Annotated in this window: 13 protein-coding genes; all 13 read right to left on the bottom strand. The window is 69.8% G+C overall.

The window, feature by feature from the left end; translation table 11 throughout:
• Positions 1-125 precede the first annotated feature (125 nt).
• Entirely contained in the window at positions 126-3,605 is a 3,480-nt protein-coding gene (locus ABLE93_RS16390) for an indolepyruvate ferredoxin oxidoreductase family protein (protein ID WP_348840916.1), read from the bottom strand.
• Between the two features lie 206 nt (positions 3,606-3,811).
• Positions 3,812-4,864: a nickel/cobalt transporter gene (locus tag ABLE93_RS16395; RefSeq protein ID WP_348840917.1), complete on the bottom strand. Its 1,053-nt coding sequence runs from the start codon at positions 4,862-4,864 to the stop codon at positions 3,812-3,814.
• Positions 4,861-5,508 (bottom strand): DUF1007 family protein, encoded by a 648-nt coding sequence (locus ABLE93_RS16400; RefSeq protein ID WP_348840918.1) that lies wholly within the window; start codon positions 5,506-5,508, stop codon positions 4,861-4,863. The genes ABLE93_RS16395 and ABLE93_RS16400 overlap by 4 nt, the downstream gene beginning before the upstream one ends.
• Before the next feature lie 146 nt (positions 5,509-5,654).
• A complete protein-coding gene (locus ABLE93_RS16405) occupies positions 5,655-6,596 on the bottom strand; it encodes a prephenate/arogenate dehydrogenase family protein (RefSeq protein ID WP_348840919.1) in 942 nt (313 codons plus the stop codon).
• Entirely contained in the window at positions 6,593-7,756 is a 1,164-nt protein-coding gene (gene hisC, locus ABLE93_RS16410) for a histidinol-phosphate transaminase (protein WP_348840920.1), read from the bottom strand. The genes ABLE93_RS16405 and hisC overlap by 4 nt, the downstream gene beginning before the upstream one ends.
• Positions 7,757-7,781: 25 nt before the next feature.
• Positions 7,782-8,660: a chorismate mutase gene (locus tag ABLE93_RS16415; RefSeq protein WP_348840921.1), complete on the bottom strand. Its 879-nt coding sequence runs from the start codon at positions 8,658-8,660 to the stop codon at positions 7,782-7,784.
• A 27-nt stretch (positions 8,661-8,687) separates the two neighbouring features.
• Positions 8,688-9,209 (bottom strand): hypothetical protein, encoded by a 522-nt coding sequence (locus ABLE93_RS16420; protein WP_348840922.1) that lies wholly within the window; start codon positions 9,207-9,209, stop codon positions 8,688-8,690.
• The gene (locus ABLE93_RS16425) at positions 9,209-9,778 is read right to left on the bottom strand and encodes a hypothetical protein (protein ID WP_348840923.1); all 570 of its coding nucleotides are present in this window, start codon (positions 9,776-9,778) and stop codon (positions 9,209-9,211) included. The genes ABLE93_RS16420 and ABLE93_RS16425 overlap by 1 nt, the downstream gene beginning before the upstream one ends.
• Before the next feature lie 10 nt (positions 9,779-9,788).
• Positions 9,789-10,166 (bottom strand): VOC family protein, encoded by a 378-nt coding sequence (locus tag ABLE93_RS16430; protein WP_348840924.1) that lies wholly within the window; start codon positions 10,164-10,166, stop codon positions 9,789-9,791.
• A gap of 18 nt (positions 10,167-10,184) precedes the next feature.
• Entirely contained in the window at positions 10,185-11,435 is a 1,251-nt protein-coding gene (rlmN, locus tag ABLE93_RS16435; protein WP_510183044.1) for a dual-specificity RNA methyltransferase RlmN, read from the bottom strand.
• 71 nt (positions 11,436-11,506) lie between these two features.
• Positions 11,507-12,001 (bottom strand): cytochrome c-type biogenesis protein, encoded by a 495-nt coding sequence (locus ABLE93_RS16440; protein WP_348840926.1) that lies wholly within the window; start codon positions 11,999-12,001, stop codon positions 11,507-11,509.
• Between the two features lie 5 nt (positions 12,002-12,006).
• Entirely contained in the window at positions 12,007-12,198 is a 192-nt protein-coding gene (locus tag ABLE93_RS16445; protein ID WP_348840927.1) for a DUF2283 domain-containing protein, read from the bottom strand.
• Between the two features lie 30 nt (positions 12,199-12,228).
• Positions 12,229-12,453 (bottom strand): hypothetical protein, encoded by a 225-nt coding sequence (locus ABLE93_RS16450; RefSeq protein WP_348840928.1) that lies wholly within the window; start codon positions 12,451-12,453, stop codon positions 12,229-12,231.
• Between the last annotated feature and the right edge of the window lies 1 nt (position 12,454).

The following is a 12,454-nucleotide window of genomic DNA, read 5'->3' on the forward strand; positions in this document are numbered from 1 at the left end:
GGCAGCCGATCTGCCACATGTTCGATTGGGGATAGCCCTCCGGTCTAACCGGAGGGCGTTTTTGTCTGGTCGGCGGATGCCGGCACGGATTACACGGTCGGACCGGAGCACGACGCGGGCGTCGGTTACTCCGCCGCCACCGCGCTCGGCGCAGGCGGATTGCGGAAGCGCGCGAGGAGGTCCTGTTCCTCGGCCTTGGCCGCCTCTAGGTGGCGCAGCTTCACATGGCCGAAGCCGCGGATCTTCTCCGGGATGGAGGCGATCGCCACGGCAATGGCATGGTTCGCGGGATCGAGCTTCGCCAGCAGTTCGCCGATGGTACGCTCGTAATCCGTAATCAGCGCGCGCTCGGTCTTGCGCTCGTGGGTGTAGCCGAAGAGGTCGAGCGCCGTGCCGCGCAGACCCTTCAGCTTCGCCAGCAGGGAGAAGCCCTTCATCATCCAGGGGCCCATGGTGATCTTGCGCGGCTCGCCGGTCGTGGGATCGCGGCGGGCAAGAAGCGGCGGGGCGAGGTGGAACTCGTACCGCAGCGCGCCGTCGAAGGCGGCGTCCACCTGGGCCTGGAAGGCCCCGTCGGCATAAAGCCGCGCCACCTCGTACTCGTCCTTGTAGGCCATGAGCTTGTAGAGGTTCTTCGCCACCACCTCCGCAAGGCCGCCGCGGCCGGGCGCCCTCGCCGTTTCGGCGGCCCGCACCTTGTCGACCAGCGCCTTGTAGCGGTCTGCATAGGCGGCGTTCTGATAGAGGGTGAGGTCGGCCACCCGACGGGCGATCACCTCGTCGAGGCTCTCGGAAATCCGCCGCGCATCGCTGCGCACGTCGCCGTGGGGGCTGGCGATGGCCTCCACCGCCTTCGGATCGTGGGCGGCGCGGCGGCCCCACAGGAAGGCCGCCTTGTTCATGGCGACCGCCTCGCCGTTCAGCTCGATGGCCCGCTCAATGGCCTCGGCGGAGAGGGGCAGGGCGCCGAACTGGTAGGCGTAGCCCACCATGAAGATGTTCTGCGCGAGGGCGTTGCCGAACAGCGCCTGGGCCAGACGGCTCGCCTCGATGAAATGGGTCTGCCCGGCGCCGGCCAGATCGCGGATGGTGCGCTTGATGCGCTCGGTGGGCAGCGAATAGTCCGCATTGCGGGTGAAGTCACCCGGCAGGACCTCGTGGGTGTTGACCACCACGATGGTGCTGCCCGGCTTTACCGCCGCCAGCACCTTCTTGGTGCCCGCCACCACCAGGTCGCCGCCCAGCACCACGTCCGCCCCGCGCGCCGGCACGCGGATGGCGGTGATGTCTGCGGGGTCGTTGGCGAGGCGGATATGGCTGTAGACCGCGCCGCCCTTCTGGGCGAGGCCGGCCATGTCGATCATGCCGCAGGCCTTGCCTTCCAGATGCGCCGCCATGCCGAGGATGGCGCCGATGGTGACGACGCCCGTGCCGCCCACGCCGGTGGCGATGATGCCGTAGGTGCCGTGGATCTCGGGATGCGCTGGCTCCGGCAGCGCGGGCCAGCCTTCAGCGCCGCCCGCCGCGCCCGCGCTCTTCTTCGGCTTGGCGCCGTGCACGGTGACGAACGAAGGGCAGAAGCCGTTCACGCAGGAGAAGTCCTTGTTGCAGGACGACTGGTCGATCTCGCGCTTGCGCCCCCACTCGGTCTCCAGCGGCTGCACGGAAACGCAATTGGACTTCACCCCGCAGTCGCCGCAGCCCTCGCACACGCGCTCGTTGATGAGGACCCGCTTGTCCGGGTCGGGGAACTGGCCGCGCTTCCTGCGGCGCCGCTTCTCGGAGGCGCAGGTCTGGTCGTAGATCAGCACGGTGACGCCGGGAATGGCGGCCAGCTCCCGCTGCACCGCCTCCAGCTCATCGCGATGGTGGATGGTGAGCCCGGCCGGCCAATGGGTGCCGGCGGGATATTTGTCCGGCTCGTCGGTGACGACGACGACGCGCTCCACCCCTTCCGCCGCCACCTGGCGGGCGATGACCGGCACGGTGAGGTCGCCGTCGTGCTTCTGGCCGCCGGTCATGGCGACGGCGTCGTTGTAGAGGATCTTGTAGGTGACGTTCACCTTGGCGGCGCAAGAGGCCCGGAGCGCCAGATAGCCCGAATGGTTGTAGGTGCCGTCGCCCAGATTCTGGAAGACGTGGCCGCGCTTGGAGAAGGACGATTCGCCGATCCAGTTGGCGCCCTCGCCGCCCATCTGGGTGAAGCCGGTGGTCTCCCGGTCCATCCACTGCACCATGTAGTGGCAGCCGATGCCGGCATAGGCCCGCATGCCCTCGGGCACCTTGGTGGAGGAATTGTGCGGGCAGCCGGAGCAGAAATAGGGGATGCGGGTGGCGACGTCCGACGTCGCCGCGAGCACCCTCTGGGCCTCCTCCAGCTGGGCGACGCGGGCGGCGATGTCGGGGATATCGCCATAGGCGAGGAGACGCCGGCCCAGCTGGATGGCGATGTCGTTGGGGTCGAGGGCGCCCTTCACCGGGAAGAGCCATTTGCCCTGTTCGTCCTTCTTGCCGATGCAGACCGGCTGATTGGCGGTGCCGTAGAGCTCCTCGCGCACCTGCACCTCGATGAGGGAGCGCTTCTCCTCCACCACCATGATGAGGTCGAGGCCGCGGGCGAACTCCATCAGGCCCTGGGTCTCCAGCGGCCAGGGGCAGGCGACCTTCCAGATGCGGATGCCGAGATCGTTGGCGCGCACCTCGTCGATGCCCAGCTCGTCCAGCGCCAGGCGCACGTCGAGGTACGACTTGCCCACGGTGGCGATGCCGATGCGCGGCCGCGATCCGCCCGAGGTGATGAAGCGGTTGAGCCGGTTGGCCCGCAGGAAGTGCAGCACGGCGTCGCGCTTGAACTCCTGAAGCCGCTCTTCCTGCGCCAGCGGCGTGTCGCCGAGGCGGATGTTGAGGCCGCCGGGCGGCATGTCGAAGCCCAGCGCCGGCTCGATCCGCACCCGCTCGAGGCGGCCGTCCACGATGCCGGTGGATTCGATGGTGTCCTTGACCGCCTTGAGCCCCACCCAGGCGCCGGAGAAGCGCGAGAGCGCCCAGCCGTAAAGGCCGTAATCGATGATCTCCTGCACGCCGGCGGGATTCAGCACCGGGATCATCACGTCGACGAAATGGAATTCGCTCTGGTGGGCGGTGGTGGACGATTCGCAGGTGTGGTCATCGCCCATGAGGGCGAGCACGCCGCCGTGGCGCGAGGTGCCGGCATTGTTGGCGTGGCGGAACACGTCGCCGGAGCGGTCGACGCCCGGCCCCTTGCCGTACCACAGGCCGAACACGCCATCGAACTTGCCTTCGCCCCGCAGCTCCGCCTGCTGGGAGCCCCAGAGCGCGGTGGCGGCGAGGTCCTCGTTGAGGCCGGACATGAACTTGATGTCGTTCGCCTTGAGCAGCTTCTCGGCGCGCAGGAACTGCTGGTCGAGGCCGCCCAGGGGCGAGCCGCGATAGCCGGTGACGTAGCCGGCGGTATTGAGGCCGGCGCGGCGGTCGCGCTCCTTCTGCATCAGGGCGAGGCGCACCAGCGCCTGCGTGCCTGAGACGAACACGCGTTCCTGGGAAAGGTCGTATTTATCGTCGAGCGAGACGGGCTTCAGGGCCATGGGGGCGCCTCCGGGGCGGGCGAGGCTTTGGACCACGCGGCCGCGCAAGTCTTGCGACGCGCAGCCGATCACCCATTAGGCTGGCACGGAGTGTCGCACCCGGCAATTTCGTTGTTTTAATTCAAAGCGCAATGAAATTGCTGAAACGGTGGGCGTGGCGCATTTTGGTGCAACGCACGCGGTGCGCACCGGCGGCGCAGCACGAACTAGCCCGGCAAGAGGCGCTCGCTCTCTAGATAGCCGGTGAGCAGAGCGAAGCCGAACGCCATCACCAGCAGCGCCGCGCCGAATTCGAGGCCGAGGCGCGCCACCTCGGCGAAGCGCCCGTCGCCGCCGGCGAGGCGCACCGCGAGGCGCTTGCCATAGACCGCCACCGCGGCGATGGCCGTGACCATGGCGGCGGTGCCGAGACCCATGGCGAAGGCGGCCGCCACGCCGCTCATGAAGACCCCTTGCGACAGCGCGAAGGTGAGCACCAGGATGGCGCCGGAACACGGCCGCGCCCCGGCCGACACGACCGCCACGGCGGCGCGCCGCCACCCGCCGGTGCCTGTGAGAAGGGCGGGGTCCGGGGCATGGCTGTCGCCGCAGCCGCAGTCCGCGCCGTGCTGATGCGCCGGCGCGCCCCGCGCCGCAGCAAGAAGCGCACGTCCCTTCACGATCGCGAGATAAAGGCCGAAGAGGCCGATGCCGCCATAGGCTGCGACTTCCACCACCGTCATGGCCTGCGCCATGGAGACCGCCGTGGCACCGAGCGCGATGGCGAGGATACCGACGAAGATCACCGCCGCCACCGCCTGCACCATGCCCGCGGCGAGGGACAGCGCGGCGCCGCGCTTCAGCGTGCCGCCGTCGGCGAGGAGGTAGGAGGAAATCACCGCTTTGCCGTGGCCGGGACCAGCGGCGTGGAACACGCCATAGGCGAAGGAGAGGCCAGCCAGCAGCCAAGTGGCATTGCCGTCCTGCTTGGCGGCGCGCACCGCCTGCACCAGCGCGCGATAGAATTCGGCCTGCTTCGCCAGGATGAAGCCGGTCATGCCGGAAGGCGCCGCGGCGCCACCACCAAGCCCGAACGGGGTCGGCTTGGCCGGCGCGCCGCCAAACGGCTGGGTCTGGGCGAAAGCGAAGTCGGGAAAGAGCATGAGCGCCAGAAGCAGAGCCAGCACGAGCAAGGCGCCCAGAGCGAACAGCCATTCTCCCGTCCGGCGCATGCGGCCGGCGGGGGCAGCGAGTGAACCGCCCGGAAGCAATCCGCTCACGGGCACTTCACCGTGATCTTGTCGGCGAATTGCGCGCCATAGGTGCTGGCGGACGTGAGGTTGGAGAAGAAGGCTTCGCTCAGGGTCGAGCTTGCCGGGGGCTCGGGCGAGACCACCTGCTGGCTGCAGCCGGCCGGGGCGGCCACCATCTTCACCGGGTCCTTCTCCGCGAAGGAGAAGGAGACGAAGGCGGTGGGATCGTAGATCTCCACCGTCAGGCTGCCCTTGGCGGGCGCGGGCTTCGCCAGGGGCAAGGTGAAGTGCAGCGTCAGCGCCTCGTTCTCGTAGGTGAGGTAATAGTCGGTCGGATCCTTGAAGGCGAGCTTGGCGGTGGCCGTCTTGCCGCGGACGAAATACTCGTATTCCTTCAGCGAGGTGATGTTCACCTCGGCGAGCGGCTTCAGCACGTCGTCGCCATAGCTCCCGTCCTTCTGCTTTTCCATGCCTTGGAGCGCGAAGGCGGTAAAGGCGTCGTCGAAGGTCCAGGCCTGCTTGAGGGCGGCCAGCTGCCCGTCCGCGCCATAGACCAGCTCGGTCTTCATGGTGACCCAGACATGGGGATGGGCCGCGGCGGGGCGCGGCAGCAGCACCAGTGCGAGGAGCAGGGCGAGGAGCGGAAAGCGCGCCTTGGTCAGTGTCGTCATCCTTGTTCGCCGGGCGTCGTCCGCCCCGAAGCGCCGGCGGCGCAGTGCGGACGGCCCCAGAGAGGTCGCGCCAGAGTTCGGCGGAATGGTGGCACGAAAGGGTGCAGTCCGGATGACAGGCGCTCGCGTCGGGCGAAACCGCCGGCTCAGCTGTCCTCGTGCTTCGGCTTTTCGGCGGCGCGCCGGCCGAAGTCGGGGGCAGCGGTCTCCTGCCCCTGCTCGATGATGGAGCGGCGGATTGCCCGGGTGCGGGCGAAATGCTCGAACAGGGCATCGCCGTCGCCGTAGCGGATGGCCCGCTGCAAGGCAGTGAGGTCCTCGGTGAAGCGGCCGAGCATCTCCAGCACCGCCTCCCGGTTGGTGAGGAACACGTCGCGCCACATGGTGGGGTCGGACGCGGCGATGCGGGTGAAGTCGCGGAAGCCGCCAGCGGAGAATTTGATGACCTCGGAGGTCAGCGTCTCCTCCAGATGCGCCGCCGTGCCCACGATGTTGTAGGCGATGAGGTGCGGCACGTGGCTGGTGATGGCGAGCACCAGATCATGGTGCTGGGCGCTCATGACCTCCACGTTCGCACCCGCCGCCCGCCACACGGCGACGACGCGCTCCACCGCCGCCGGGTCCGATCCCTCGGGCGGCGTGACGATGCACCAGCGGTTCTCGAACAGGCTGGCGAAGCCGGCGTCGGGGCCGGAGAACTCGGTGCCGGCCACCGGATGGGCGGGCACGAGATGGGCATGGGCGGGCACGTGGGGCGCCATGGTCTCCACCACGAAGCCCTTCACCGATCCCACATCGGAGAGGATGGCGCCCGCCTTGAGCGCGGGACCGACCTGCGCCGCAACGGCGCCGGAGGCGCCGACGGGCACGGCCACCACCACCACGTCGGCATCCGCTGCCGCCTCCGCCGCGTGCGTCGTCACCACGTCTGCAAAGCCGAGCTGGCGCACCCGCGCGCACACGGCGTCATCGGCATCGGCCACCACGATGGTGCCCGCCAGATGCTTCTCGCGGGCGGCGCGCGCCAGCGAGGAGCCGATGAGCCCGGCGCCGATGATGGCGAGACGGGGAACGAGCGGTCGGATCACGCGGGGGACCCCGCGTCACCCTTCGCCGTGGCGTCCTTGCCCGCCATGAAATCGGCGAGGGCGGCGACCACGAGCTGGTTCGCCTCCTCCGAACCCACGGTCATCCGCAGGGCGTTGGGCAGGCCGTAGCTGGCCACCTGCCGCAGCACCAGGCCGCGGCGGGTGAGGAAGGCGTCCGCCTCCTTCGCCGTACGGCCGGGGGTGTCGGGGAAGTGGATGAGCACGAAGTTGGCGACCGAGGGCGTGACCTTCAGGCCCAGCGCCTCGATCTGGCCGGTGAGCCACGGCAGCCAGCGCTCGTTGTGCGCCACCGCCTGCTCCACATGGGCGGCATCGGCGATGGCGGCGGCGCCGGCGAGCAGGGCCGGCGTGTTCATGTTGAACGGGCCGCGGATGCGGTTCATGGCGTCGATGACGTGGGCCGGACCCACCGCCCAGCCGACGCGCAGGGCGGCGAGGCCATGGATCTTGGAGAAGGTCCGGCTCATCAGGACGTTTTCGGTGGACAGCGCCAGCTCCAGCCCGGTCTCGTAATCGTTGCGGCGGACGTATTCGGCATAGGCCGCGTCCAGCACCAGCAGCACGTTGGAGGGCAGGCCGGCGTGGAGGCGCCGGACCTCGTCGAACGGCAGATAGGTGCCGGTGGGATTGTTGGGATTGGCGAGGAAGACGAGGCGCGTGCGGGGCGTCACCAGCGCGAGGATGGCGTCCACGTCGGCGGTCAGGTCGCGCTCGGGCGCCACCACGGGCACGCCGCCGGCGGCAAGGGTGGCGATCTTGTAGACGAGGAAGCCGTGCTCGGTGAAGATCGCCTCGTCGCCCGGCCCCAGATAGGCGTGGGCGACGAGGTTCAGGATCTCGTCGGAGCCGGCGCCGCAGATGATGCGGGCCGGGTCGAGGCCTTGGGCCTTGGCGATGGCCTCGCGCAGCACGGTGGCGGAGCCGTCGGGATAATCCTGCAGCTTCAGGCCGGCCGCGGCGAAGGCGGCGAGCGCCTTGTCGCTGGGGCCGAGCGGCGTCTCGTTGGACGAGAGCTTGAAGACCTTCTCCACCCCCGGCGCGTGGCTCTTGCCCGGCACGTAGGCCTGGATGGCGAGCACGCCCGGCCTCGGCTCGGGCCGGCCGGCGGTGGGAGCGGGGTCTTTCAGCACGGCGGACATGTCAGGCAACTCCAGAGGTCTTGCTTTACGGTCGCGCGGCGGCCGTCTCTCCCCCAACGCGGTAGATGGCGGCGTGGCTGCCCACCTCGGTCACGGCGCGGATGCCGGCGCCGGTCTCGGCGAGGGGGCCGGTCACCTCGTCCACCACGTGGCCGGGGGGCAGCGACACGAGGAGGGCGGCGCCGTCGAGCGCCTCGTCCGGCGCCACCACCACCTCGGCGAAGGCCGGTATGGCACGCCCGGCCGCCGCGCTCCATCCCGTGACGCGCAGCGAATAGACGCGGACCTCGCGCACCGCCGCGTCGGCGATGGGGTGGGAAACCACGAACACCGGCAGGCCGGCGGGATGGTCGGCCCGCTCCACGAACGGCAGGCGGGCGATGATCTTGGGCGCGCCGGCCGGCTCCAGGGCCGTCCACCACGGGTCGCCGCCGGCGGGGGCGGAGGCCGAGATGAGGCCGAGGTCGCCGGTGGAGCCCTTCACCGCCTCGACCACCCCGCGCGCGCCCATGTGGGGAACGAACGGCACGGTGAAGCCGAAGTGGAAGCGGGTGCTGTCGCGCATGGCGGGCTCGCCCACCGCGAGGTCGGCGTGTACCGCATATGGCGCCTGGACGTAGGTGAAGGTGGCGATGATGACCCGCCAGATGCTCTCCACCGTGTCGAGGGGCAGAAGCCCGTGGTGGCGCTCCACCAGCCGGCGCATCATGTCGGCCTCGCGGGCCGGGCGGAAGGCCGAGCCGCCCTCCGCGCCGGCGGTGCGCTTCACCTGCACCAGGCGGTCGATAATCTCGCTGCGCTCCATCAGGAGCTGGTGCATGGCCTCGTCGATGCGGTCGATCTCGGATCGCAGGTCGGCGAGCGAGAGGGGGGCGTCGGGGAGGGGAGCGTCGGTCTTGGTCATGGCGTTCGCGCGGCTGGAGGGCGAGGCTTAGCGGGAACCGCCGGTGGAATCAAAGGATTGTTGCGCGCCCGGGGTGGCGGGCGGGCGGCCTAAGCCCGCGCGGCGTCCCGCCACCGCCCAATAGGCGAGGCCGCCGAACGCGCCGGCGATGAAGAGGTCGGCCGCGACCCGCCCGAGCAGGGGATCGGCCAGCGCGTCGGTGACGATGGAGAAGAGCAGCCATCCGGCTGCCGCCCAGACTGCGCCGGCCAGCGTGTGCGCCAGGGGATATCGCAATTGGTGCCGCTCCGATGCGGCGATCCAGAGGAGCGCCGGCAGCAGCCCGCACACGGCGGCGAGGCCATAGGCAAAGCCGGCGGAGAGGATGGCGACGCCATAATAAAGCGCGAGGCCGCCGGGCGCGGCGTCGGCGGGGACGAGGGCGTCCATGGCGGCGCCCACGAGGGGCAGCAGGCTGACGGTGACGACGACGCTCGCGAGATAGGCCAGCGCCAGCCTGCCCTTGGGGGAGGCGGTCGCGCCTTCGGTCTGGTCGGCGCCCTCCGCCATCACGCGGGCGGTAACTGAGGCGGCAGGGGCCGCTCGGGCGGGTCGCGCCGGCCGGCGGGCGGGGACAGCTCCGGCCGGGCGGGAGGCGGCGGCAGAGGCCGGGCGCGGTCCGCCGCCGAGCGCAGGATCGGCTTGAAGAAGCCGGCGGTGGAGCCCGCCACCAGCCAGTAGGCGAGCCCGCCCGCGAGGCCCGCGGCGACGATGTAGAACGGGTCCTCCGCCGCTGCGGGCGGGCCGTACATGGGGCCGAGCAACTGAGCCCCCACATAGGCCGAGATGACGCCGTTGGCCGCGTGGAACATCCAGGAGCGCACAGCGAAGGCTTCGGAGAACAGGATGCCCACCGCCGCCACCAGCCACATGAGGGACAGCAGCAGCACCAGCATCGTCACCGAAACGATGATGGCGAAGATGAAGCCCATGGCCGCCTCGTCGGGCCGGCTCGCCTCGAAGAGCGTGCCGATGCGCCATTCGCCGACGAGGATCACGCACGCGCCGGCGATCACCGCCGAAAAATAGCCGAGCGGGACCAGCAAAAAGCGCAGCAGCAGGCGGGCAAGATTGTCCATGCGTCGGGCATCACTCCGGCAGGTGGCAGACGGCTTCCACGTTGAGGCCGTCGGGGTCGAACACGAACGCCGCATAATAATGGGGATGATAGTCCGGCCGCAGCCCCGGCGGGCCGTTGTCGCGCCCGCCGGCGGCGAGCGCTGCCGCATGGAAGGCGTCGACGCTGGCGCGGTCCTTGGCCGCGAAGGCCACGTGCAGATGCCCCGTCCTGGCCGCCGCGTCGCCGATCCAGAACTCCGGTTTCATGGCGCCGAAGCCGATGTAGCTGTGGCCGCCGGGCGGGTGGGCCTCCATGACGATGCCGTAGCCGAGCGGCGCCAGCACCGCGAGGTAGAAGTCGCGCGAGCGCCCCACGTCGCGCACCGCTATGCCCATATGATCCAGCATTGTCTGATCCCCGCCGCGCTAGTCCACCTGGGCCATCATGGCGCGGTAGGCGAGGCGCTCGCGGGCGGTGAGCTTCTCGCTCTCGCTCTTCAATTGGCCGCAGGCGGCGAGGATGTCGCGCCCGCGCGGGGTGCGCACCGGGCTCGCGTAACCTGCGCGGAACACGATGTCCGAGAAGCGCTCGATGGTCTCCCAGTCCGAGCATTCGTACTGCGTGCCCGGCCAGGGATTGAACGGGATGAGGTTGATCTTGGCCGGAACGCCTTCCAGGAGCTTCACCAGCGCCCTGGCGTCGGCCGGGCTGTCGTTCACGCCCTTCAGCATCACATATTCGAAGGTGATGCGCTTGGCGTTGGAGGCGGCGGGATAGGTGCGGCAGGCCTCCATCAATTCCTTGATGGGATACTTCTTGTTGATGGGCACCAGCACGTCGCGCAGGTCGTCCTTCACCGCATGCAGCGAGATGGCGAGCATGGGGCCGACCTCGGAGCCGAGGCGCTCGATCTCCGGCACCACGCCGGAGGTGGAGACGGTGATGCGGCGCTTGCCGAGGCCGAGGCCGTCGCCGTCCGACAGGATCTCGATGGCTTCCTTCACGCTGTCATAGGCATAGAGCGGCTCGCCCATGCCCATGAAGACGATGTTGGTGACGAGGCGGTCGCCCTCGGTCGGCAGGCCCGGCCCCACCGCGCGGTCGCGGCCGGGATAGTCGCCCAGCCGGTCGCGGGCCACCATCACCTGGGCGACGATCTCGGCGGCGGTCAGGTTGCGCACCAGGCGCTGGGTGCCGGTGTGACAGAAGGAGCAGTTGAGGGTGCAGCCGACCTGGGAGGAGACGCACAGCGTGCCGCGGTCGCTCTCCGGGATATAGACGGTCTCGATGTCGTGGGGCTTCTCGCCGGGCAGGTCGGCGGGAAAGCGCAGCAGCCACTTGCGGGTGCCGTCCTGGGACACCTGCTCCATGACGATCTCTGGCCGGGCCAGCGTATACGCCTCCTCCAGCCGCGCCCGCAGGTGCTTGGAGACGTTGGTCATCTCCGAGAAGTCCATGGCGCCGCGCAGATAGATCCAGTGCCAGAGCTGGTTGACGCGCATGCGCCGCTCCGAGCCCTTCACGCCGATGGCGTCGAGCGCATCGCCCAGCTTATCCCGGTCGAGGCCGACGAGCGACTTAAGGGCGGCGGACGTGCGGACGGGCGAGGGCACGGTTTCGGCGCCCGTGGCGAGCGCGGCGGTCTCAGGCTTGGTCATGGCTTCAGGCGTGGGCATCATCTGCCACACATAATCCCTCGCGGCCCGCCTTTCCACGGGAAGAATGCGCGAGCTGCCCTGCGCGGCCCTCAGGGCTTGCCGGGCGGGGCCGCGTCGCCTTCCGCCAGCAGTGCCTTCAGCCGGGCTTCTTCCGCCGCCGAGAGACGGGGCGCGGGTCCGGCCGCCCGGCGCCGGCGAAGCGCGAGGAGGGCACCGATGCCGCCGAGCAGCAGCACGATCAGCGGAGTGGCCCACAGCAGGGCATTGCGCCAGGAGAAGGTCGGCCGCAGCAGCACGAACTCGCCGTAGCGGGCCACCATGAAGTCGAGCACCTGGCTGTCGCTGTCGCCGGCCTTCAGCCGCTCGCGCACGATCACGCGCAGGTCCTTGGCGAGGGGGGCGTCGGAATCGTCGATGGACTGGTTCTGGCACACCATGCAGCGCAGCTCGGCGGAGATGGCGCGGGCGCGGCTCTCCAGCACCGGATCACCCAGCACCTCGTCCGGCTGCACGGCAAGAGCCGGCGCTGCGAGGGCGAGGCCCAGCAGGGTTCCGGCCACGAGCGTGCGCAGGTTCGCTCCCATGCCGCTCACTCCGCCGCAGAGGGAACGGCGCCGGGCGCTTGGCGCTTGCGGGCGTCCAGCACTTCCATGGCGACGATGCGACCTTCCGCATCGAAATCCAGCACGATGCCCGGCGAGATTCCCTCGCTCTCCACGAGAGTGCCAGTGGCAAAGCGGAAGAACATGGCGTCCGTCTCCTGATCGTAATCCATTTTCATGGCCGCCGCGCTCCGCGATCAAAAAGGCCGTCACAACGAAGAGGTCCGTTTCTTCGGTCCGATATACCACGCGCAGGTTGCGCCCGCCCCGCCCCGCTCCGCAATGGCGGCGGAGGCGAGCCGCAGGCAGGGATCGCGCGGGTCTTCCATCTCCCACTCAGGCGCGGCCAGTGTTTGCTCGATCCATGCGCGGGCGATCTCGCGGTCGCGCAATACCACTTCGGCATGCTGCGCGAACCGTATCCGCGGCGACACG

This window comes from Xanthobacter pollutisoli (assembly GCF_040044995.1).
Lineage (GTDB): Bacteria > Pseudomonadota > Alphaproteobacteria > Rhizobiales > Xanthobacteraceae > Xanthobacter.

Excerpts from the sequence above, each read along its gene's own strand:
- ABLE93_RS16400 (WP_348840918.1), bottom strand. The coding sequence starts at position 5,508 with ATGACGACACTGACCAAGGCGCGCTTTCCGCTCCTCGCCCTGCTCCTC.
- hisC (WP_348840920.1), bottom strand. The coding sequence starts at position 7,756 with ATGTCCGCCGTGCTGAAAGACCCCGCTCCCACCGCCGGCCGGCCCGAG.
- ABLE93_RS16420 (WP_348840922.1), bottom strand. The coding sequence starts at position 9,209 with ATGGCGGAGGGCGCCGACCAGACCGAAGGCGCGACCGCCTCCCCCAAG.
- ABLE93_RS16430 (WP_348840924.1), bottom strand. The coding sequence starts at position 10,166 with ATGCTGGATCATATGGGCATAGCGGTGCGCGACGTGGGGCGCTCGCGC.
- ABLE93_RS16415 (WP_348840921.1), bottom strand. The coding sequence starts at position 8,660 with ATGACCAAGACCGACGCTCCCCTCCCCGACGCCCCCCTCTCGCTCGCC.
- rlmN (WP_510183044.1), bottom strand. The coding sequence starts at position 11,435 with ATGCCCACGCCTGAAGCCATGACCAAGCCTGAGACCGCCGCGCTCGCC.
- ABLE93_RS16390 (WP_348840916.1), bottom strand. The coding sequence starts at position 3,605 with ATGGCCCTGAAGCCCGTCTCGCTCGACGATAAATACGACCTTTCCCAG.
- ABLE93_RS16425 (WP_348840923.1), bottom strand. The coding sequence starts at position 9,778 with ATGGACAATCTTGCCCGCCTGCTGCTGCGCTTTTTGCTGGTCCCGCTC.
- ABLE93_RS16445 (WP_348840927.1), bottom strand. The coding sequence starts at position 12,198 with ATGAAAATGGATTACGATCAGGAGACGGACGCCATGTTCTTCCGCTTT.
- ABLE93_RS16440 (WP_348840926.1), bottom strand. The coding sequence starts at position 12,001 with ATGGGAGCGAACCTGCGCACGCTCGTGGCCGGAACCCTGCTGGGCCTC.